Here is a 21,105-nt window from a genome sequence, read left to right as displayed (position 1 = left end):
AATTATTGGATTTGTTCCAAACAAAAATTCAATCGGCCTTTGATCAACGATTTTTCAGAGGGTATTTTGGTGAGATCCATGGCCTTTTCCAGTGCAGATATGGCTTTTTCATGGTTATTTTCCCGGATGAAAAAGTCAGCTTTTGTAGCATGATATAAATAATAAGTATTTAGCTGTTCGGTTAGCTGCGGATTGTCAATAAGGTCCAGCGCCTGTTGTACGGAATGGGCGTAAGATACTGCCACTGTTTTGTTTAGTAAAACGATAGGAGACGGAGATATTTCATACAGATAAGTATAAAGGTCTACTATGCGTTCCCAGTCTGTTGTACTGTGATCTTCTGCAGAAGCATGGCATGCCGCTATGGTGGCTTCAATATGGAAAGTACTTAGGTTTTTATCCTCCGTAACTTTGCTCAAGTGATAGAAACCTAGTGCGATGTGTTCAGCATTCCATAATCGACGGTCTTGCTGCTCAAGAGGTATGATTTGCTCATTACTATTCATACGAGCATCAAAACGGGAAAAGTGAAAATACATCAATGACAGTAATGCATGTGTTTTGGATGTATTTGTTATGTCATTAGAGCACAAGAAATCCACCAATCGGATTGCCTCTTCGCATAACTCTTTTTTGATCAGTGATTTTCCTCTGGAAGCGCTATACCCTTCATTGTATAGTAAATAAATACTCTTCAGTACCGCATCCAGTCTGTTTTCCAGTTCTTTCCTTTCGGGTAATTGAAAGTTAACCCCTACCTCCCGTATCACTTTTCTTGATCTCATGAGACGTTTTGTGATTGTTTCGGATTTTGACAAAAAAGCACGTGCGATCTCATCAATACTGAATCCACAAAGTGTTTTCAAAATCAGTGAGGTTTGGGCTTCAACTGAAAGACTGGGATGACAGCAAACAAACATCATTTTGAGTTGCTCATCCCTTATGGCTTTTTCGTCAAACAAAATATCCAGATCGTGCTCTTCGGTGGGTTCAATTAATTGCTCCTCTGATATATCCTGCAAACGTGTTTCACGCTTTAATACATTGATCGTTTTGTTTTTTGCTACCCTGTAGAGCCAGCCGGATGGGTTGTCCGGTACACCTTTGTCACTCCAGTTTTTCATGGCTTCAAGAAAGGTATCCTGAACAATATCTTCAGCTAATGAAAGGTTAGCGGCTCCGAAAATACCTGTGAGGACTGACACCAGTTTTCCATAGTCATGACGAAACTGGTGACTGATCAAAACGTCCAGTTCTTTTCTGGCTGACATTGAAGTTGAATTTTAAACAATGGTTTACACTATTCTTTTCTTAGCACTGTAATGTTAAGTGCTGATACGATACTTTCCAGTTTAGCTGAAAAAATGTCGTGGTCAATCTTTCTAAGAATTTCCACGGATTGGTCGTCATTATAATTCAAATAGGCTACATATTCATAGAAATCGGCATGACCTGATCTTCCTCTGCTGTTGGTGGTATAGACATTCCTTTCCCTTTCCGTCATGATGTTATTCAACGTTCGGTAAACATGAATTTCAGCGGTAGTAGTGATCCACAAAAATTTAAAAGCGTCTTTTATTACACGTTTATTGGTATTAATGGTAAGTTCATATTTGGTGGAGATAGCTATTATCCCGGGAAGTAGTACGAAGGCTCCAAATAACTGCTGTTCCGTTTTGACCATCACATACGCTGTTATGGCAATGGACGATGCTAATAGCGTCCATTTTAAGACGGGAGAGAAATAATAGTCTTCCAATGTTATTTGCATGGGTACAAGTTAGAATATCCTTTGATCTTATCCCAAAGCAAGCGAATGGGTTGTTTATGGATTCTTTTCATTTTTTCCATCTAAAAGACCTTTTGTGAAGTGCTCTTTTCTTTTAGGTTGGGAGAATTTTTCCTTATTGAACTGTTTAGAATCGCCTTTAGGTATAGAAAGGCTTTTCCATTCATTTCCTTTTATCATTCTTCCTATATACACTATTTGACCTATGTGATATGAATAATGGGCCAATTGACGATTAATGGCCTCTACTACTGTATGGCCTTGATTACGGATGTATACTTCTGAATTTAAATTTTCCGCATTAATGGACTGCAAAGCTGCAAAAAGGCATGTCCAACCCTCCTCCCATTTAGTGAGCACTTCTTTCTTATTTTGAATGACCGCTTCAAATTCCATATCACGCCGACGCCATTCTTTTTCTCCATCTGAAGTTAAAAAATCAGTCCATCGCGACAGCATATTCCCCCATAAATGCTGTACCATGATGGCGATGGAGTTACTTTCAGCATTGAATTGCCAAAATAATTCTTCTTCGCTTAATTGGTCAAAGGTTTTATGACCTAGCATTTTATAGTATTCGAATTGTTGAATGATACTTTGCAGGTAATTCTCTTGCATGGAGTATGTTTGATAGATAATGAATTATGAGAAGCCCGAGAGTTCCTATTTAAAAATACAACTTATATGAGTTCCGGTTGAAAACTACAAGTAAAAATTTAGAGTTTGACCATCAGTAAGTCAGAGGCTGATTTCAGCAATTGACTTTAAAGACACAATTTGGTTGAAGCCTGACCCTTCCAACTTACTTTGTTGATTGGAAGGGTCAGGCAAAGATCAACCGTACTGTCCCACCTCATACAGACCGGGTACGGTATGGAAAGTCTTATTGATCCTGTTCCAACCATTGATCTGTGTGATACCCAATGTGAGTATGGCGATCTCCTCTTTCGTATAGTGCTTTAACAGATTATCATATACCTCGTTGCTGACTTCTTCCTTATTTGCATTGGTCAGAGTTTCAGCAAAAGCGAAAGCGGCCTTTTCAGATTCATCATAAAATGGACAATCCCGCCATGCAGCAAGGGAATGCAAGCGCAATTCTGTTTCTCCCATATGAATGGCTTCTTTGTGGTGCACGTCAAGGCAGAAAGCACAGCCGTTGATCTGTGATACGCGGTACTTTACCAATTCCAGTAGTTTCAAATCAAACCCTGATGATTTCAGGTACATTTCACTCTTGTTCATTCCTTCGAAAAGCTCCTGGGGTAATTCCTGAAAGGAAATTCGTTCTTTCATTGTGTTTGTCATTATGTTTTTTTTAGTAAGACATTTACGCATGGAAAAACGTGACCACTAACCGGCAATTTTTACATTTTTTAGCTTTTCCGGGTCTACAATTACACTGATACGACTGATCTTGTTGCTGTCAGCTTTGAATTCAAATACCTGGCATACCACTAGTCTGTCTTTATGAAAAAAAAGTTGCGCAGGTTGGTGATTGATGACAGCAGACTTCATTAAGAAACCCTTTTGAAATTTATGATACACAAATACCAGTAGATCGGCTATGTCATGTATGCCATGGCTGTATTGTTTCACTACCTTGACTTTATCACCACCATCAGCATGGAATGTGATGTCTTTTGAGAGTAGCTGATGAATGGTGGGTAGATCTTTTTCCCTGATAGCTGAAGTGATGTGGCCAATCTGCTGGAAATGCTTTTGTGTAATAGGCGTGTTTTGCGGTTTATTAAGTTGTACTTTTTGATGTGCTCTGCTTAATAGTTTCCTTGAATTTTCAGTGGTAACATTGAGTACGTCTGCTATTTCTTCGTGTGTATAGGAAAAAGCTTCTTTGAGAATAAACACGGCCCGTTCTTTTGGGTTTAGGCGTTCCAGCAGGAACAGTAGGGAATACGACACCATTTCCCGGAGCTCCAGCGCCAGGTCAGAGGTTTCGGTGGCGACGGGTTCTGGTAGCCATGTACTGTCTGACCTCTCCCTCGTTTGTTTCTTTTTTGCATTGATCGACTGATTGATCACTCCTTTGACCAGGTAATTTATGGTATTCTCAGCAACTATGTTTTTCGCGGTGTACTTTAATAGTACTTCCTGGATAGCATCTTTGGCATCTTCCACTGACCCCAGGATATTATAAGCATAGGGGAATAATAACTTTTGGTATTCATCCATGGTCTCATTTTTATGATTCATCCTGTAAGACAAATGGCTATAGTAAAACGTGACAACCAGACGATATACGATTCGGTTTTATTAACCCTTAAGGCTGAAACGCTAAGAAATACGTTGATATCAATATAATACTATTACCCGTCTTTTTACATCGACAAGTCTGTTCAGGTTACTCTGCGTTTGATGCCGCTGCGTCCAGAAACCAGACCAGGTTCTCCGAAGTTGGTGCTACAAGTGCAGCCGGATATTGTTTGCTATTTTCGTCCTCTCTGAATATTTCAGACACTTTTTCCTGCTTATCCGCTCCTGTGACTAAAAAAGCTACAGCTTCGGCATTATTAATCACTTTACCGGTTAAAGTAATGCGTTGCTGCCCTGTGTCCGGATGGTCTGCTACTTCACATACTTCGTTAGAATGCCACAGGCTTATTTGATGCGGGAAAATGGAGGCGGTGTGGCCATCTCCACCCATACCAAGTATGATCAGGTCGAATTGTGGTATGCCTTCTTTTGAAGGAAGTATTTCGCTGATTAGCCGACCATAGGATGTGGCTTCGTCTGACGGAGTGTTTTCACCTTTTATTCTATGGATATTTCCGGCAGGGATGCTTATCCTGGAGATCAAATGATCATAGGTCATTTTATAATTACTTTCCTCATGTTCCGGTGGTACGCATCGCTCATCACCCCAAAACAGATGCACCCGTGACCAATCCAGGTTTTGGTAATGCTGTGCCAAATGGTCAAAGACTATTTTAGGTGTACTCCCTCCTGAAAGTGCTATATAAACGTGTTCTTTAGACTGAATACTATTTTCCAGGTATTCTGAGAACTTTTCGGCTACCTGCTGTTTGTTATCGTAAATCCTCTTTTCCATAGGTTAGCACAATACGCAGTAACCCGGATGGTCTGCCAAATTAGGCCCGGGATTACGCCATACATAATTACCTTCTATCAGTGCATTTGAATTTTCCGGTCCCCATACTCCGGCGGCATATCCATACATACGCACATCTTTTCCGTTTTTCCAGTATTGAAGGATAGGATCTACAAATTGCCATGCAGCTTCCACTTCGTCACCACGTGCGTAGAGTGTTGCATCACCCTGCATGGCATCCAGTAACAGTCGCTCATAGGCTTCCATTACCCGGCTGCCTTTGAGCTGCGAGTAGTAAAAATCAAGGTTAGCTTCTTCTACTAAAAAGCCCTGTCCGGGTACTTTTACTCCAAATTTCAAGAGTACCCCTTCATCCGGGTGGATGCGGATAATGAGTTTGTTGTCCGTGTTTGAGCCTGCAAAAAGGCGGTGAGGTGTGGATTTGAAGTGAACGACGACTTCCGTTACCTTGGTGGGCATTCGCTTTGCCGTTCGCACATAAAAAGGGACCCCTTTCCAACGCCAGTTGTCCATATAAAATTTGATAGCAGCGTAGGTTTCCGTCAGTGATTCTGGGTCTACTCCTTCCTCTTCCCGGTATCCTTTAATTTTTTCACCACCTATTTCAGTGCTTACATATTGTCCTCTTATCGTGTTTTCATGCAAGGTAGCTTCGTCCGTCATTATACGAATGGATTTCAGGGCTTTTACTTTTTCATTTCTGATCTCTTCTGCTGTAGCTTCCAGGGGTGGTTCCATAGCTACCAATGATACTACCTGTAACAAATGGTTTTGGAACATATCTCTTAAAGCCCCGGATTTGTCATAATAGCCACCTCTTTTTTCTACGCCTATACTTTCTGCATTGGTGACCTCAATATGTCTGATGTAATTGCGGTTCCATAATGGTTCGAAGATGCTGTTTGAGAATCGGGTCACCAGCAGGTTTTGTACGGTTTCCTTTCCCAGGTAATGGTCTATGCGATAGATCTGTGACTCCTGGAAATATTGCAGCAGTTGACTGTTCAGTTGTTTGGCCGTTTCCAGGCTATATCCGAAAGGTTTTTCTACGATTAACCGGCTCCATCCCTGTTCTTCCTGGCTTAACCCTGCACCACACAGGTTTTCAGCGATGCTCTTGTATACACCAGGTGGCGTAGATAGGTAAAAGATGTAATTGTGTGCAGTTTGGTGTTCTTCGTTCAACTGGCTGATCCGTTCAGCAAGCATGGAGTAATTGGATTCGTATCCCTCAATAGACTGATAAAATATTTTTTTCGCAAAAGCCGCTACCTGTTCCGGATCTTCCTTGTCAAGATCAATGTATCCACTTTCTGTCAATACCTTTTTTCGGAACTGTTCATCTGAGAGTGAGCTTCTGCTGGTGCCTAAGATCACATAATTGTCCGGAAGATCACCCAATTTAAACAGATCATAAAGTGCTGGTAATAGCTTGCGGGCAGTCAAATCGCCCGAGGCGCCGAAGATGATCAACATTTGATGGTCTGTTTTTTTCATTTGTGTTCAATTAGTTGGCTATTATTAGAAATGTAAATGTATTTTTATCCGCAACAATGATCAACAGGTTTAACTTTTCTATTTTAACCTTATAACATTGTCATCTTCAGAATAAAGGTATTCATTAAATGTCAAAACTTATGTATGATTTCGGTTTGGTCGGTCTCGGTGTAATGGGACATAATTTTATATTAAACGTTGCTGATAATGACTTTACCGTTTGTGGGCTGGACCTGGACGAAGAGAAGGTGAGATCTTTGATAGAGGCGGGTGGTGATTCCCAGAAAGTGACTGCCACCACCGAAGTAGGAACTTTCGTCACATCACTTTCATCGCCCAGAAAGATCATGCTCCTGGTGCCGGCAGGTGACCTTGTGGATAAGGCCATTGAAAGTTTGCTGCCACATTTAGATCAGGGAGACATCATCATTGATGGGGGTAATTCCTTTTTTACCAATACGGATAGGAGAGAAGCCTACTTAAAAGAAAAGGGGATCAACTTTTTTGGTGCAGGTGTTTCAGGCGGAGCCGAAGGAGCAAGGAAAGGCCCCAGTATTATGCCCGGTGGTAATAAAGAAGCCTATGAGTATATCAGACCTATTTTCGAAGCAGCTTCAGCTAAATTCAAAGGCGAACCGTGCGTCACTTATCTGGGACCTAAATCCGCTGGTAATTATGTGAAGATGGTACATAACGGTATTGAATATGGCCTGATGCAGTTGACTTCGGAGATCTATGATGTGCTGAAAAAAACATGTGACCTGAGTAATGATGAACTTAGTGCAACTTTTGACCAATGGAACAAAGGCCGGTTGCAATCATTTCTGATTGAGATCACAGCAGAGATCTTTATGAAAGACGATAATATTGCTGAAGGCAGGCTGGTGGATAACATACTGGATAAAGCCCGGCAGAAAGGCACCGGCAAATGGACTTCCCAAAATGCCATGGACCTGGGTATTCCTGTGCCTTCCATTGATATTGCTGTTAGTATGAGAGAGATCTCAGCTTTAAAAGATATACGTTTAAAGGCCGATGAAATTTATTCCAGGCCAGAGCCTGTAGTTAGGGATAAATCGGAATTACTTAAGCAAGCGGAAGAGGCCCTTTATTTTAGCTTTATTGTGACCTATGCCCAGGGGCTCCATCAATTGGCAGAAGCCTCAGAAAGTTATGGATATGAGTTGAATTTGTCAGAAGTTGCTAAAATATGGCGGGCAGGATGTATTATCAGGGCTGCTTTGCTCGACGATATTTCCACTACGTTCAGTGAAGCGCCTGGTTTGAAGAATATCTTAATGGCTACTTCCTTTGTTACCAAAGTCCAGGCAGCACTGCCTTCTGTCAGAGCATTGGTGTCTCACGGGGTAAAAAGTGGGATTCCGTTACCTGGCCTGTCAAATTCCCTGACATATTTCGATGCATTCACTTCGGGAAGGTTACCGCTAAACCTGATCCAGGCACAACGGGATCATTTTGGTTCGCATACCTATGAGCGTATCGACCAGGAGGGTATATTTCACACAGATTGGTAGAATGTCCTGAGATAGGAATGAAGTGCTGGGAAAAGCTATCACTCAGCACGTTCCCATGACACAGCTATGCTCCAAGCTCTTTGCACTATATGCTGTAAGGTATTTAGTCAACTGTTGAATGGCCGTTCATTAAGCCGAGTTTTACCTTATCCATAAGCTGTATAAAACTTTTGCGTTCCTCTTTATTTAGCTGGCAGAGCACCAGTTCACCTAATTCGCATTTTTTGGTAATAAAAAGCTTATTTAACTCATGGCCTTTATCGCCGAGTTTTACCAGTACAATACGCCGGTCCTCCGCTGAGTTGAATCGTTCTAAATAATTGATTTCTACAAGCTTATCTACAATGCCGGTGGCAGTGCTGAAAGGTACGGCCAGAAATTCGGCAATGTCTCTCATAATCACTGTTTCTTTCTCTCCTACAAAACCTACCAGTGACAGACCCTGCTTACTAATATCTTGTGTTAGATCCACACACCAGTTATCAACTTCTTGAAGTTTAAGCATTAACCTCTCAAAGCTCTCGAAGAAAGCATTTATTTCATTTGTACTCACCATATTCTAACTCTCCTTTCAAAGTTAATGGTTTTCACCATTTAGACCCATTATTTCTTTATCCAACAAAAGCAGTGTTTTTTTTGTTTCGGCAGAAATATATTTCGAAAATCGAAATTTTTTGAAACCAAAGTAAATAGAAGACGTTGACAGTGATATTATTTCGAATTACGAAATATACGTTTAATGTAATTTATGGTTTTAGAACTAATCTAATTAGAAAAATTTCATTTGTATCCCATGTCCTCAATTCTAAAAAAAGCAAAAGAAAGATCCCAACAGTTTGGAACTGTGTGGGGTGAAAAAATGATCCGTTATCGTTGGATGGTCATACTCCTGGCCGTTGTGTCGGTAATGGGTCTGGCGGCGGGGGCCGCAAACCTGGGTTTTGATTCTGACTATCGTGTCTTTTTTAAAAAGGACAACCCACAACTGATGGCCTATGAAGCGTTGCAAAAAAAATATACGCAGGATGACAATGTGTTGCTTGTAATAGAACCTGCGGATAACGAGGTATTCAATGCAAAGACCCTTGAAGCGATAGAGCAATTGACTGAGAACTCATGGCAGGTACCTTATTCGTCACGTGTGGATGCGATCACAAACTTTCAACACACGTATGCTGAAGGTGATGACCTTTTCGTTGAAGACCTTGTGGAAGGTGCAAACGGTAAAACAGCATCTGAAATACAGAAGATCGAAGCCATTGCCAAACGTGAGCCATTGCTGGTGCACAGGTTGTTAAATGAAAAAGGTACGGTGGCAGCTGTAAATATTACGGTGAAGTTACCAGGCGAATCGATCACGGAAAATCCGGAGGTCATCAGCTTTGTTCGCCAGATGAGTGAAGATTTTCAAAAGGCTAATCCTGCACTAAAGGTACATTTATCCGGTATCGTGATGTTGAATGGTGCTTTTTTTGAGGCATCTGAGAAGGATTCCTCCACATTGATACCGCTCATGTTCCTGGTGATCCTGATCACCATCTTTATTTCCACCCGGACCCTTTCAGGCACTTTTGTCTCACTGCTGGTCATTGTGTTTTCAATCGTAGCGGGAATGGGTTTTGCAGGTTATATGGGCATTAAGCTGACGCCCCCATCCGGTGCGGCCCCGATCATTATTATGACGCTGGCGGTTGCAGACAGTATTCATATTTTGATCACAATGATGCACGGAATGCGAACAGGAATGAGTAAGCGGGAAGCCATTGTAGAAAGTTTAAGAGTCAATTTCATGCCTGTTTTTATTACTAGTCTGACTACCGTGATTGGCTTCCTTTCTATGAATACCGCAGAAGTGCCCCCCTTCAGGGATTTAGGGAATATTACTGCTGTGGGTATGACCATGGCTTTCATACTGTCGGTCACGCTGCTTCCAGCAGTTATGGCGGTATTGCCGGTGCGTGTGAAAGTCAAAGATCAGGAAAAAAGCAAATCAGGGCGATTCTATGACGTGTTAGCTAATTTTGTGATCGGACAGAAGAAACCTGTTTTAGTGGGCTCTGTATTAATGATAAGCTTATTAAGCTATTTTGCAGTCAACATAGAACTGAATGATGAATTTGTCAAGTATTTCGACGACCGGATCAGTTTCAGGAAAGACACCGATTTTATCAATGAAAACCTGACCGGTATCTATAATGCTGAATTTTCAATAGGTTCCGGTGAGTCAGGGGGGATCAATAATCCTGATTACCTCAAAAACCTGGAAAAGTTTGAGCGCTGGTTGGAAGAACAGCCGGAGATCGTACATGTCAATGCTTACTCTGAAGTGGCCCGGAGGGTAAACCGGTCCATGCATGGTGATGATCCCGCGTTTTATAAAATTCCGGAAAACAGAGAAGAGGCAGCGCAGTATTTGTTATTGTATGAGCTATCTCTGCCTTTCGGACTGGACTTGAATAACCAGATCAACGTGGATAAATCTGAGTCCCGGCTTACCGCTACCATGGTGAATATGCCTACTACCAGTATGATCCGTTTTGCTAAACGGGCTGAAACCTGGTTGGTGGAGAATACACCGGAATACATGCATACGAATGGGATTAGCCCTACCATGATGTTTGCTTACCTGTCAAGGACACAGGTACTTAGTTTGATCACGGGGACAGCTATAGCCCTCGCGCTGATCTCCCTGATACTCATTGGAGCCTTAAAAAGTATTAAGTTCGGCATGATCAGCATATTGCCTAATGTTACACCTGCTTTTGCCGGGTTTGGTATCTGGGCACTGTCCGGAGGGCAGATCAACCTGGGGATATCCATTGTTTTTGGTATGACCCTGGGGATCATTGTAGATGATACTATCCATTTCCTTTCCAAATACCTGCGTGCGATCAGGGATCATGGATATACACCTGAAGAAGCAGTACGCTATGCTTTTAACACAGTGGGAAGGGCCCTGGTGGTCACTACCATTGTATTGGTGGCAGGTTTCGTGATATTGGCGCAATCCAGCTTCGGCATGAACTCCGGAATGGCGATGGTCACCTCCATCATTATTGTATGCGCTTTGGCCATTGATTTTTTGCTGCTGCCGGCCATGCTGCTGCTTATAGGAAAGAAAAAAGTAGCCACTACTTAATTTACATTAATTCAACAGAAAAGATTTTAAAATGAAAGTACTTACAATAACATTTGTATTACTCAGTGCAGTAGTAACATTTGGTGCTGCACAAACACCGGAAGAAAAAGGCCTTAACGTAGCGGTCAAAGCCACTAAAGCCGATGAGGGTTTCGTTTCATCAGTAGTAGATTTGAAAATGATACTGAGAAACAGGCAGGGGCAGGAAAGCGAACGTTTCCTGCAAAACAAGACGTATGAACTGACAGAAGACGGAGATAAATCAATGGTTGTTTTTAATAGTCCTAAAGATGTAAAAGGAACCGCTACATTGACGTATACGCATAAAATAGGTTCAGATGACCAGTGGCTGTACCTGCCTTCCATTAAGAGGGTGAAAAGAATTTCGTCAAGCAACAAGTCCGGCCCGTTCATGGGAAGTGAATTTGCTTACGAAGACCTGTCATCGGATGAAGTAGAGAAGTATAAATACAAGTATTTGCAGGAAATAAGCCTTAATGGCGATAAAGTTGATATAGTAGAGCAATACCCGGTAGATCCAAAGTCAGGGTATAAAAAGCGGATAGCTCATTATAATAAAGATAAGGGGTATAGACTTGAGAAAGTGGAGTTCTTTGACAGGAAAGGGGAAAAGTTAAAAACATTGACCTATTCCGGTTATAAGCAATATCTGGATAAACACTGGCGTGCTGATAAGTTTTTTATGGTCAACCATCAGACTGGAAAAGAAACGGAACTCTTTTTTAACAACTACACCTTTAAGACCGGGTTATCCGAAGATGACTTTAACCAAAACTCGTTAATTCGGGCGTCCAGGTAATCATCATACTTTGTTTGTGCTGGTGGATTCGTCTGCCAGCACTATTTTACTACCTACCTCATTTTACCAATTATGCAACAGTTACGGATACCTATGATCTGGTGCTTATCGATCATTATGTCCTCTTCTTTGGCACAGCAAAAGGCGGATAAGGTCTATCGTGATTTCGGCCTTGAACTTGAGATCAGCAATCGCACTTTTTTTAATGATGGCATTTATTCGGGACAAAAAAACAACTACCTGTCGGCATCCATCCAGCCTGAATATTATCTTGAATGGTCAGGAGGCGAGCAGAGCTTTAAGGCAGTCGGGTTTTTTCGATGGGACCAGCACGACAATCGCAGAACACATTTTGATGTTCGGGAATTGTACTGGCAACGCGTGAAAGGGGCTACGGAAGTGTCAGTGGGGGTAAAAAAGGTGTTTTGGGGAAAGACAGAATCAGTCCATCTCGTTGATATCATCAATCAGACCGATGCAGTGGAAAGCTTTGATGGAGAGCAAAAGCTGGGGGAGTTTATGGTCCATTTCTCTCAGTTCACCAAAATTGGTACGTTTGACGTATTTGTCATGCCCTACTTTCGAAAAAGGGTTTTCCCGGGGAGGGAGGGGAGATTAAGGCCAGGCTCAGAAGATGGACTAGTGATTGACAGTCGTGACTTTTCCTTTGAAAGTAATGCGGAGGAATGGCGGCCTTCTTTAGCATTTCGATGGTCCCATTATGTAGGTGTCCTGGATTTTGGTTTATCTTATTTTAATGGGGTAGGACGAGAACCCGTGATCAATGACTTAAGTACTTTTAATGCGCTTTATGGAACGATCCAACAAGCCGGACTGGATGCTCAACTGACTACCGGTGCTGCATTATGGAAAGTAGAAGCTATCTACCGGCAAAATGAGTTTCAGGATATCCTGGCGCTGGCCGCAGGAATAGAATACACTTTTGGTAATGTTAAAAACACTGGAATAGATATCGGTTTACTGGCCGAATACCTTTATGATGACCGTGATAATATTGCATTAAGCGGATTACAAAGCGACGTTTTTACCGGAGTCCGGCTTGCCTTCAATGATACACAAGATACCCAGTTGCTGTTAGGCGGTATTTTTGACGTTGAAAGAACAACGCAGCTATACTTTATAGAGGCTGAAAGAAGGATTGGTAGTTCATTCAGCGGTGCGGTTGAGGCGCGGTTTTTTGAAAATGTTGATCCGTCCGAGTTTACCTATGTGTTACGTCAGGATAGCTTTTTGCAGTTTTCATTGACGAAGTATTTTTAGCCTTGCGGTGGAGGTCCTGTACGTATTGATCCGGAAAATGGTGACGTCCGATGATTCGATCACATACCTGCATGAAGCGCTTTTCATATTAAGCATTCATCAACCTTTTTCGTAAGATGAAATAGATCATTATGGCCATCAACCCACCAATGATCAAATGGGCAATGGTATTCAGGACAAATATCATGTTAATGTCAACGGTCCAGATACTTCTGATGACCAGTGCCTGAGGAATGAACATCAAGGCTGAAATCAATGCTCCAAAGGTAAAAGCCTCAAATAGTGAGGGCTTTTTAGCATAGAAGAAGGGATAGAAATATACCATTAACCCGGCATACAGCAGGTGATTGAGCATAAGCATTCCGTAGTTTATTTCCTCTCTCCGAAAAGGAACATAGTTGGGGCCATCCATCATCATATACCAAAGAGTGGTAAGTACATTACTGATCAAAAATGCCGTAGCAGTGGAGATAATGAAGTATTTTGTTTTCATACCTGAAACTTGTTTTTTACAAAAATAGCACTAGATTGATTGATGGAATTGACATTTTACGACAAAAAGTGAGTATGTATTTTAACCGGTTCTTCCTGGACGATATTGTGGATTTTTCGGTGCGGCTGGGGGCAGATCAGGAGTTGTTTAAATCGATGGTGGATAAATTGAGATCAAATCCTGATGAAACAGTGGGATATGATGTGGTAGTGGAATTTGTAAAACTGGCTGTTGAAGCTACTAAAGATGATAGTTTTGGGTTGCATCTTGGTGAATACTTTTTATTAAAGGCTACTCAGCCCGTTGATGAGATTATGCAGAAAAGCCTGACTATAGAGGAGGCATTTTCAAATGCAGTTGCTTATAGCAGATTGATCAGCGATTCTATGGATTGTCAATTATATGAAGATGCACAAGGCTATTTTTCTGTAATATTCAGGAATAATCCGGATTGGGAGATCAGGTCTGCCCAGGTCAGGAGACATAACCTGGATGCCGCTTTAGTGAGCACGATGAAGTCACTTCAGTTCTTAACCGGTTTCAGGTATTATCCACATAAAGTAAAAGTCCCTTTTAAACGTCCGAAAATGGTCCATGAATACTATCGGATATTTAATTGTTCTCTGGAATACGATCATCCATTCGGAGAGATACAATTTAGCAGAGACCTGTTAAAAAAGCCAATATCCACCTCTGACTATGGTTTGCTTAAGAAGTTGAAAAGGAAAGCGGAAGATGAACTCCGAAAACCCGGAGAGGCAGACGAGCTATTAACGGAGATGAAAAAAGCGATCTTAGTAAATATTGATGGAACTCAATTTCCCAAGCAAAAAGAGGTGGCCATGGCCATGAGTATAACAGTACGCACGCTACAACGTAGGTTGAGGGACAGAAAGTTGAAATTTTCTGATGTACAGACCGAAATAAAAATGACAATAGCTTTGAGGCACTTAGTGGAAGATGGGCTTCTGATGGATGAAATAGCTTACTTGTTAGGGTATTCGGAATCAAGTGCTTTTGTCAGAGCATTTAAAAAATGGAAAGGTCTTTCTCCTATGAATTATGTAAAAGGGTTAAAAAACTGAAGGTCAGGAGTGATAAAATAGTAAACTTTATATTAAAACGAATTTAAACCTTGCATGTAAAAATTTGATATGTGCTTTTAATAAATACATAAATATTGATTATTACTTAGATACTTTTGCAAAACAAAATACGTAGGTTGTGGTTGAAAATGCTGAGATGATCGCAGAGGCCCGTATAAAAATTACTTTACAGAAACCTCGAGTGTTGAGAAAAATTATAATACCATCAAAGTTCAGTATAAACTGGTAATTCCCATTTTGTTCTTTTATCTGCTATACTCAGGTTACTTAAAGGCGCTGCACTATATTACCTGATTGAAATGTAATCGTCTAATTATCAATGTTTTGTTATATTTTTAATGAAATGCTTTCTCAGTTTAATGAGCTTTACAGTACGCTTTGAATGTAATTGCCCCGGGATGTTGAGGTTGTGCATTATATTTATTGTCATTTCGCTGTTCACTGAAATGGACGGTTATGGGCAGAACTATGCGCCTGTGAAGTATTATCTGATTGACAGCCTTGATCTGCAAAATGTTTCCCAAAAAGACCGGCTTTTGATTGACTCCGTTTTGAACATTTATCACGGGTCTCGTTCTGATACCACCCGTATCAATGCCATAAGTGTTATTGTAGAAGAAAGTTGGGACGATAACGTTTGGCCAAAATACAATCAATGGGTCCATGATTTTATAGCTGGAAAACTAGGGCAGGAAAGCGATAGCGCTACCTTACATCATTTCAAAAAAGCATATGCAGGTGCCTTAAACAATATAGGTTATTTGTACAATTCTAAAGGAGAAAGTGATCAGGCTCTGGCATATTATGATAAGACACTTAAGATCCAGCAGGAGATACAGGATAAACCTGGCATGGCAGGTACTTTTATAAATACCGGCTATATATTTCTTAATCAGGGATTGATAGAAAAAGCGCTGGAATATTATTACAACAGTTTAAAGATAGAAGAGGAGATCCAAAACCAACGGGGTATAGCCACAGCTCTGAATGGCATTGGTTATATCAACTATAAACAAGGAGAAACAGGTAAAGCTTTTGAGAGTTATAACAGGAGCCTTACCATCCGGACAGAGCTGAATGATGAATATGGTATAGCGACATGTCTGAATAACATAGGACTTATTTTTAAAGACCTCGGTGAGTGGGATAAGGCATTGGAATATTATCAAAAGTGCCTGGTTATTGAAGACAAACTGGGGGATAAGACTGGTATCGCTATTTCAAAAGGCAATATTGGCGCTATTTATAAAAGCCTTGGAGAATTAGAGAAAGCTCTGAAGTATTACGCTGAGGGTTTGGAAATAAGAAAAGGGTCTGATGATAAGCTAGGGATCTCTCATTCTCTCAATAGCATGGCGGATATAATGCTATTACAGGGCGATCTGAAAGATGCACGCATATACGCTATGCAAAGCCTTGTACTGGCGAAAGAACTGGATTACCCTATTTACATTCGAGATGCTGCAGAGACACTTACCAACGTTGCCAGAAAAGAAAACCAATGGCAGGAAGCCTTTAAATACTATCAGCTTTATATTCAAATGCGAGATAGCGTATTTAATGAGGAGACCATCACTGCTACCATACATCAGAAATATAAGTATAAATATGAAAAAGAGGCACTGGCCGATAGCATACGTGATCTGCAACGGGAAAGGATGAAAGAAGCTCAGTTAGCTGCCAGTGAAGCTGAGAAAGAACGTCTTCTATTGAGAGCTGAAAAACAAAAACAGCAGACCATATTCCTGACATCCAGTTTGATACTGGTTATATTGTTTATTGGGTTTGTCTACAACCGACTCAAATTTATCAATGGACAGAAAAAGATTATTCAAGAGCAAAAGGGAGAATTGGAAGAGATGAATCAGGAGTTGAGACATTTTGCGAGCGTTACTTCCCATGATTTAAAAACACCGTTACGCGGAATTGCCAATTTAGTCTCGATGATAGAAAATGACTACCCAAACCTGGAGGGAGACCTGAAAAAATACTTTGGATTAATGAGGGAAAGGGCTGTCAAAATGAACGAATTAATTAATGGTATTTTAGCCTATTCCAAAGCCGGAAAACAGAGGGTGGCAATAGAAAGGGTAAACGTAAATACTTTACTTGAATCCATCATTGACCATATCAATAATGAAAATGGTGTTGAAATAAAGGTAATGCCAAACATACCCGATCTTCTTTGCAATAAAACCCAGTTAGAGCAAGTCTTATCGAACCTGATCAGCAATGCAGTAAAATACAACCACAAGGATAAAAATAATGGGCAGGTTGAGGTGAATTATTCTTCTCAGGTCAATTTTCATGAATTTACCGTTTCGGATAATGGCCCCGGGATACCTAAAAATGCCCAGTCTTCCATTTTTGAATTATTCAAAAAATCACATAATAAAAAAGGTATTGACAGTTCGGGTATTGGGCTTTCCATTGTAAAAAAATTAGTAAGTCAAAACGGAGGTAAAATTACCCTGACCTCTGACCTGGGGAAGGGCTCTTCCTTCAAATTTACCTGGCCCAAATGATGTTCATACAATTCACTGCCTTGCTTACCAGGATTAAATTTTGAAAACACATCCGAGGTAATCCTGAAAGGGAGATAGAAAAGCATTCTTACTACGACATATCTAAAACAATTTAGCGAACCCGTATCAAAATAAGCTTCTTTCAGTTTTCTATTAAGCATTTGAGATTGTATAGAGCAAAAGAAGTTGTCAGATATATCAGTAATGGCGAGGAATATCAAATTAAAAAGGGTTTTTTCGATTTTCAGGAAAGCCCCTTTTACTGTCATATAAGTCAAACGAGCTATTCTTTAAGGGATGTTAAAGAAAGACTATTTTTTTAGTGTAAACTCACCCTGTATGTGTGATATCATAATTGATGGCAGAAAACCAGAGTGGTTTAACATATCCAACATAGCATAGAAGGGAAGACCGCCGGAAATACCCAAATGCTAAGTTCTCTGACCGGAAAGTTCATTCCCGCTTAACTCAGTCTGCCATTATAATTTCGACGGGCATACTGGGCTTGGTCCATGCTCAGTTTATTTGACCTGTAAACAGTGTTGCTTTATTTTCAACTGTTAATGCATAAGAGTGCAATTGGCCCCTTCATCTTTTATGTTCCAGTTATGGGTATTCATCAGGGTGTTCCTGGCGGTTTTGCCATTGCAATACTGAAGTCCGGATGCTTGCAGGTTTACGTTATGTTGTAACGAGGGAAGGGCTGCCCATCCCATTAAAGTAGCATCATTGTTAGCAACGGAAAGGCCTGAACCATTTAACATAAAACCCATATCGATCACCTTACTCACATTCCATTTGCCAAGTGACTGGTTGAATTTCCTTGCCCCTCTAAACAGTCTACTCATCTTGATGGTGCTACTTATATCCCAATTCCCGATATCCTGGTTAAACGCAGTAGCGACAGAGAACATAGCGCTCATATCGGTTACGTTGCCTACATCCCAACTCCCGATAAACTGGTTAAAAGAAGAGGCGCCAAAGAACATCACACTCATGTCCTTAACCTTACCGACATCCCAATCCTCAATGGACTGATTAAACGCATAGGCTTGAAAGAACATATGACTCATATTTGTGACATTACTTACATCCCAAAGCCCGATAGGCTGATCAAATGAAGTGGCTTTGCTGAACATATAACTCATATCCGTCACATTTTGCAGGTTGGGAACATCCTCGGCCATTACCGCAAGGTTACTGCACCCCTGAAATGCCCGGTGCATAGATTGCCAGGGGTTGGTTCCCCATTGTTCAACGGCAAGGATCTTTTCTTTATCCATGATGTCGTTAAAAAAGATGCGGGGAAAATCACCGGAGATACTTACCCGGTAGATACCTGCTATTGGAAAAGTGAGTGTAACGTCACCGGTATACGGGCCTGCCCCTTTCCCTGAAATAGAAGGATCATTTACCTTAACCCAATGCACTGTATAATGATAGCCGGTACCTGAACTGGGTATAGTGACCTGGTTGTTACCTGAACTACCGGGGTTATTCGTTTTCCAACGGGTGATAAAGGCGCTTTGTAACGTTTCTTTAGCACAAAGCCCATACCCTGAAAGAACCAAAAAAATAAAAAGCATTATCTGTTTCATGAATTTTGAAGGGTTGAATAATTCTTTAAAAAAGTTGACCGGTTTTTGAACAGGTTTCCCTTGAACTTAAATGCATGCTGTTCATCAAGGATAAACTCCGGCCTTTTAGAGATGTACGTATCATCTCTTCGCAAAAAATACTGTAGACAACTTAAGAAAATCCGTTTTTACATGACTGAGATCAATTTGGTCCAACTTGAAAGTAAAGTAATGTCCGACATTTGAGGTAAGATTTACTATGGACAATTGAATGGACAGTTTATACTTCAGTCCGCATCGAGTGCGAAGAACCTGGCATCCAGTCTTTCCTCTATGCGCCATGCTCTTTAGCGCCTTAGGTCAGTAGCCGTTATTTTTTAATGTTCTCTTAACACCCGTCATCCTTCTATTTATTTTTAATTCCTGTATTTTGTTTATAATTGTTTGCTTAGATGATTGTTAACAATAACGAAGAACTATCTGATCCGGCGTTAATTGCAAGGATGAAAAAAGGCAATAGATTAGCCTTTAAGATCATCTATGATCGCTACTGGGATAACCTGTTTCAGGCGGCCTACAAGCTGCTCAAAGATGAAGATGCGGCACAAGATGTCATTCAGGAAGTGTTCTTTGATCTTTGGAACCGGATAGAACAGTTGGAAATTGAGAATTTGGCAGGCTTCTTATTTAAAGCAGCCAGGTTTCAGGCACTCAAGCAGCTTCGTAACATCAGATTATTGGATATACATGAATCAAGATATCAGGAGTTGATCGGCAACAATAATGTGGAAGAGCAACTTGACCTGAATGAATTGCAACGCACCATTGAAAATAGCTTAGGCCAGCTTCCTGCGAAGTATAAGGTAGTTTTTGAGTTAAGTCGCATTGATAACCTTACCAATAAAGAGATCGCGAATAGACTTAACCTTTCACCGCGTACGGTAGAATGGTATTTACACACCACCCTTAAACATTTGAAATCCTCTTTAACTCCTTCAGGGATGATTTCACTGAATCTTATGGGCTGTGGATGGCTGTTAATGAATCATTATCCAGGTTAATAAATCGTTAATTCACAAAATTTTTCCAGTAGTCCATACCTCCTGTGGTACTTAGGTACAAATAGGATAGAATGGTTAACATACCTCTTAAAGAACTTCTAGAGAAATATGAGCAGGGAAACTGTTCGCAGGAAGAAGAAGCGATCTTACTTCGTTACTTTAATGATTTTCAGGAAGATGATGCATGGGAGGAAATTGGAGTTGACAAAAAGCCGGTTATCCATGACCAGGCATTCCATCAGATTGAACGGAGGGTTGACCGCAAGATCAAAGAAGAAAGATCAAACAGGTCACGGGTCTGGCGAGTGGCGGCTTCCATTGTACTGGCAGCCGGCATTGGGCTAGGAGTCTACTTCTCTGATCTTACTACAGTGACTACCGAAGTAATAATGATCACTAAAACAACCGAACCGGGTCAAAAACTTACGGTGAAGTTACCGGACGGGTCCAGAGTTTATCTCAACTCCGGTACCCGGTTGACTTATCCTGAAGTATTTTCAGATGACCGGCGAGTAACACTTATAGGGGAAGCGTTTTTTGAGGTGACCCGAAATCCGGATAAAAAATTCATTATAGCTACAGGGGATATTAATACTACTGTACTGGGTACTTCTTTTAATATCAATGCCTATCCTGATGAAAAGGAAGTGGAGGTCACAGTGGCAAGCGGAAGAGTGGAAGTTTCTTCATCGGATCAAAAATTTGAGATCAGTCGCGGACAACAAGTCAACTACAAAATAAACGAGAAGATACTCACCTACGGTGATGTGGATATTGCTGTTTATACTGCCTGGAAAGATGGCGTACTACAATTTAATGGAAGTTCACTATATGACATAGCCGCTGAGCTGGAAAGGTGGTATGGAGTTGAAATTCACTTTGATCGTGAGCAAAATGATCAATGCGACCTGAGACTCAGTTTTGATGACCCGAGTCTCGAAGAGGTTTTGGACCAACTTAAGGTCCTTGCCGGAATAAACTATCAATTTAATAAAGGTGGCCATGTTAAGATCATGGGTACCGGATGTATACATTAATGGAACATGCCTATGTAATACGGCCCTATCTGAATACTGAACTTACCAGGTAAGAACAGTAAAACCCGGTCCTGCGCTAACAGAAATCCGGGTTTGTAAACTCATAATATCATTCCGGATCGCACTCCGGACTTACATACTATAACGAAACAAA

Annotated in this window: 18 protein-coding genes; 8 read left to right on the top strand and 10 right to left on the bottom strand. The window is 41.0% G+C overall.

All coding sequences use genetic code 11. From position 1 onward, the window contains the following. Window positions 1–2: 2 nt before the first annotated feature. The 7 genes from FNH22_RS07010 to zwf form a co-directional block, all read right to left on the bottom strand. Window positions 3–1,271, bottom strand: coding sequence for an RNA polymerase sigma factor (locus tag FNH22_RS07010; RefSeq protein ID WP_143397622.1), 1,269 nt, complete (start codon window positions 1,269–1,271; stop codon window positions 3–5). Between the two features lie 29 nt (window positions 1,272–1,300). Beyond that, window positions 1,301–1,771: a hypothetical protein gene (locus FNH22_RS07005; RefSeq protein ID WP_143397621.1), complete on the bottom strand. Its 471-nt coding sequence runs from the start codon at window positions 1,769–1,771 to the stop codon at window positions 1,301–1,303. Between the two features lie 54 nt (window positions 1,772–1,825). After that, window positions 1,826–2,407 (bottom strand): DUF1572 family protein, encoded by a 582-nt coding sequence (locus FNH22_RS07000; protein ID WP_143397620.1) that lies wholly within the window; start codon window positions 2,405–2,407, stop codon window positions 1,826–1,828. Window positions 2,408–2,623: 216 nt separating this feature from the next. Further along, window positions 2,624–3,085 (bottom strand): carboxymuconolactone decarboxylase family protein, encoded by a 462-nt coding sequence (locus FNH22_RS06995; protein WP_143397736.1) that lies wholly within the window; start codon window positions 3,083–3,085, stop codon window positions 2,624–2,626. A gap of 57 nt (window positions 3,086–3,142) precedes the next feature. Next, window positions 3,143–3,982, bottom strand: a complete 840-nt coding sequence (locus FNH22_RS06990) for a sigma-70 family RNA polymerase sigma factor (protein ID WP_143397619.1) — start codon at window positions 3,980–3,982, stop codon at window positions 3,143–3,145. Between the two features lie 169 nt (window positions 3,983–4,151). Beyond that, window positions 4,152–4,859, bottom strand: coding sequence for a 6-phosphogluconolactonase (gene pgl / locus FNH22_RS06985; RefSeq protein WP_143397618.1), 708 nt, complete (start codon window positions 4,857–4,859; stop codon window positions 4,152–4,154). Window positions 4,860–4,862: 3 nt separating this feature from the next. Further along, window positions 4,863–6,377: a glucose-6-phosphate dehydrogenase gene (gene zwf / locus FNH22_RS06980; protein WP_143397617.1), complete on the bottom strand. Its 1,515-nt coding sequence runs from the start codon at window positions 6,375–6,377 to the stop codon at window positions 4,863–4,865. Window positions 6,378–6,505: 128 nt separating this feature from the next. Between zwf and gndA the strand changes: the two genes are divergently transcribed. Then, window positions 6,506–7,912 (top strand): NADP-dependent phosphogluconate dehydrogenase, encoded by a 1,407-nt coding sequence (gene gndA / locus FNH22_RS06975; protein WP_143397616.1) that lies wholly within the window; start codon window positions 6,506–6,508, stop codon window positions 7,910–7,912. A gap of 103 nt (window positions 7,913–8,015) precedes the next feature. On the opposite strand, the gene FNH22_RS06970 is transcribed toward gndA, so the two are convergent. Further along, entirely contained in the window at window positions 8,016–8,468 is a 453-nt protein-coding gene (locus FNH22_RS06970; protein ID WP_143397615.1) for a MarR family winged helix-turn-helix transcriptional regulator, read from the bottom strand. A gap of 237 nt (window positions 8,469–8,705) precedes the next feature. On the opposite strand from FNH22_RS06970, the gene FNH22_RS06965 reads away from it, so the two are divergent. From FNH22_RS06965 to FNH22_RS06955, 3 genes are all read left to right on the top strand, one after another. Continuing rightward, entirely contained in the window at window positions 8,706–11,051 is a 2,346-nt protein-coding gene (locus FNH22_RS06965) for an RND family transporter (protein WP_221420231.1), read from the top strand. Window positions 11,052–11,082: 31 nt separating this feature from the next. Then, complete coding sequence (locus FNH22_RS06960) at window positions 11,083–11,871, top strand: outer membrane lipoprotein-sorting protein (protein WP_143397614.1); 789 nt, start codon at window positions 11,083–11,085, stop codon at window positions 11,869–11,871. A gap of 72 nt (window positions 11,872–11,943) precedes the next feature. After that, the gene (locus tag FNH22_RS06955; RefSeq protein ID WP_143397613.1) at window positions 11,944–13,152 is read left to right on the top strand and encodes a hypothetical protein; all 1,209 of its coding nucleotides are present in this window, start codon (window positions 11,944–11,946) and stop codon (window positions 13,150–13,152) included. Between the two features lie 88 nt (window positions 13,153–13,240). On the opposite strand, the gene FNH22_RS06950 is transcribed toward FNH22_RS06955, so the two are convergent. Next, window positions 13,241–13,645, bottom strand: a complete 405-nt coding sequence (locus FNH22_RS06950; protein ID WP_143397612.1) for a hypothetical protein — start codon at window positions 13,643–13,645, stop codon at window positions 13,241–13,243. A gap of 35 nt (window positions 13,646–13,680) precedes the next feature. Between FNH22_RS06950 and FNH22_RS06945 the strand changes: the two genes are divergently transcribed. Next, window positions 13,681–14,730 carry an AraC family transcriptional regulator gene (locus FNH22_RS06945; RefSeq protein WP_143397611.1) on the top strand — a complete coding sequence of 350 codons (1,050 nt, stop codon included), beginning with the start codon at window positions 13,681–13,683 and terminating at the stop codon, window positions 14,728–14,730. A 380-nt stretch (window positions 14,731–15,110) separates the two neighbouring features. Further along, complete coding sequence (locus FNH22_RS06940) at window positions 15,111–17,276, top strand: tetratricopeptide repeat-containing sensor histidine kinase (RefSeq protein WP_185154106.1); 2,166 nt, start codon at window positions 15,111–15,113, stop codon at window positions 17,274–17,276. 560 nt (window positions 17,277–17,836) lie between these two features. Here FNH22_RS06940 and FNH22_RS06935 read toward each other — a convergent pair. Then, the gene (locus FNH22_RS06935) at window positions 17,837–18,874 is read right to left on the bottom strand and encodes a BspA family leucine-rich repeat surface protein (RefSeq protein WP_143397609.1); all 1,038 of its coding nucleotides are present in this window, start codon (window positions 18,872–18,874) and stop codon (window positions 17,837–17,839) included. A 431-nt stretch (window positions 18,875–19,305) separates the two neighbouring features. On the opposite strand from FNH22_RS06935, the gene FNH22_RS06930 reads away from it, so the two are divergent. Continuing rightward, window positions 19,306–19,914 carry an RNA polymerase sigma factor gene (locus tag FNH22_RS06930; RefSeq protein ID WP_143397608.1) on the top strand — a complete coding sequence of 203 codons (609 nt, stop codon included), beginning with the start codon at window positions 19,306–19,308 and terminating at the stop codon, window positions 19,912–19,914. 71 nt (window positions 19,915–19,985) lie between these two features. Continuing rightward, complete coding sequence (locus FNH22_RS06925) at window positions 19,986–20,951, top strand: FecR family protein (protein WP_143397607.1); 966 nt, start codon at window positions 19,986–19,988, stop codon at window positions 20,949–20,951. The last annotated feature ends 154 nt before the right edge of the window (window positions 20,952–21,105 follow it).

This window comes from Fulvivirga sp. M361, from assembly GCF_007097395.1.
In the GTDB taxonomy this organism is placed as follows: Bacteria; Bacteroidota; Bacteroidia; order Cytophagales; family Cyclobacteriaceae; genus Fulvivirga.
Note: the sequence above shows the minus strand (reverse complement) of the source record. Positions and strands in the feature narration are given on the sequence as shown.

What these genes read in the sequence shown, in the direction of transcription:
- FNH22_RS06930 (WP_143397608.1), top strand. Translation starts at nt 19,306, where the DNA reads ATGATTGTTAACAATAACGAAGAACTATCTGATCCGGCGTTAATTGCA.
- FNH22_RS06970 (WP_143397615.1), bottom strand. Translation starts at nt 8,468, where the DNA reads ATGGTGAGTACAAATGAAATAAATGCTTTCTTCGAGAGCTTTGAGAGG.
- FNH22_RS07005 (WP_143397621.1), bottom strand. Translation starts at nt 1,771, where the DNA reads ATGCAAATAACATTGGAAGACTATTATTTCTCTCCCGTCTTAAAATGG.
- FNH22_RS06955 (WP_143397613.1), top strand. Translation starts at nt 11,944, where the DNA reads ATGCAACAGTTACGGATACCTATGATCTGGTGCTTATCGATCATTATG.
- FNH22_RS07010 (WP_143397622.1), bottom strand. Translation starts at nt 1,271, where the DNA reads ATGTCAGCCAGAAAAGAACTGGACGTTTTGATCAGTCACCAGTTTCGT.
- gndA (WP_143397616.1), top strand. Translation starts at nt 6,506, where the DNA reads ATGTCAAAACTTATGTATGATTTCGGTTTGGTCGGTCTCGGTGTAATG.
- FNH22_RS06965 (WP_221420231.1), top strand. Translation starts at nt 8,706, where the DNA reads ATGTCCTCAATTCTAAAAAAAGCAAAAGAAAGATCCCAACAGTTTGGA.
- FNH22_RS06995 (WP_143397736.1), bottom strand. Translation starts at nt 3,085, where the DNA reads ATGAAAGAACGAATTTCCTTTCAGGAATTACCCCAGGAGCTTTTCGAA.
- FNH22_RS07000 (WP_143397620.1), bottom strand. Translation starts at nt 2,407, where the DNA reads ATGCAAGAGAATTACCTGCAAAGTATCATTCAACAATTCGAATACTAT.
- FNH22_RS06960 (WP_143397614.1), top strand. Translation starts at nt 11,083, where the DNA reads ATGAAAGTACTTACAATAACATTTGTATTACTCAGTGCAGTAGTAACA.
- FNH22_RS06990 (WP_143397619.1), bottom strand. Translation starts at nt 3,982, where the DNA reads ATGGATGAATACCAAAAGTTATTATTCCCCTATGCTTATAATATCCTG.
- FNH22_RS06940 (WP_185154106.1), top strand. Translation starts at nt 15,111, where the DNA reads ATGAGCTTTACAGTACGCTTTGAATGTAATTGCCCCGGGATGTTGAGG.
- FNH22_RS06950 (WP_143397612.1), bottom strand. Translation starts at nt 13,645, where the DNA reads ATGAAAACAAAATACTTCATTATCTCCACTGCTACGGCATTTTTGATC.
- FNH22_RS06925 (WP_143397607.1), top strand. Translation starts at nt 19,986, where the DNA reads ATGGTTAACATACCTCTTAAAGAACTTCTAGAGAAATATGAGCAGGGA.
- zwf (WP_143397617.1), bottom strand. Translation starts at nt 6,377, where the DNA reads ATGAAAAAAACAGACCATCAAATGTTGATCATCTTCGGCGCCTCGGGC.
- FNH22_RS06935 (WP_143397609.1), bottom strand. Translation starts at nt 18,874, where the DNA reads ATGAAACAGATAATGCTTTTTATTTTTTTGGTTCTTTCAGGGTATGGG.
- pgl (WP_143397618.1), bottom strand. Translation starts at nt 4,859, where the DNA reads ATGGAAAAGAGGATTTACGATAACAAACAGCAGGTAGCCGAAAAGTTC.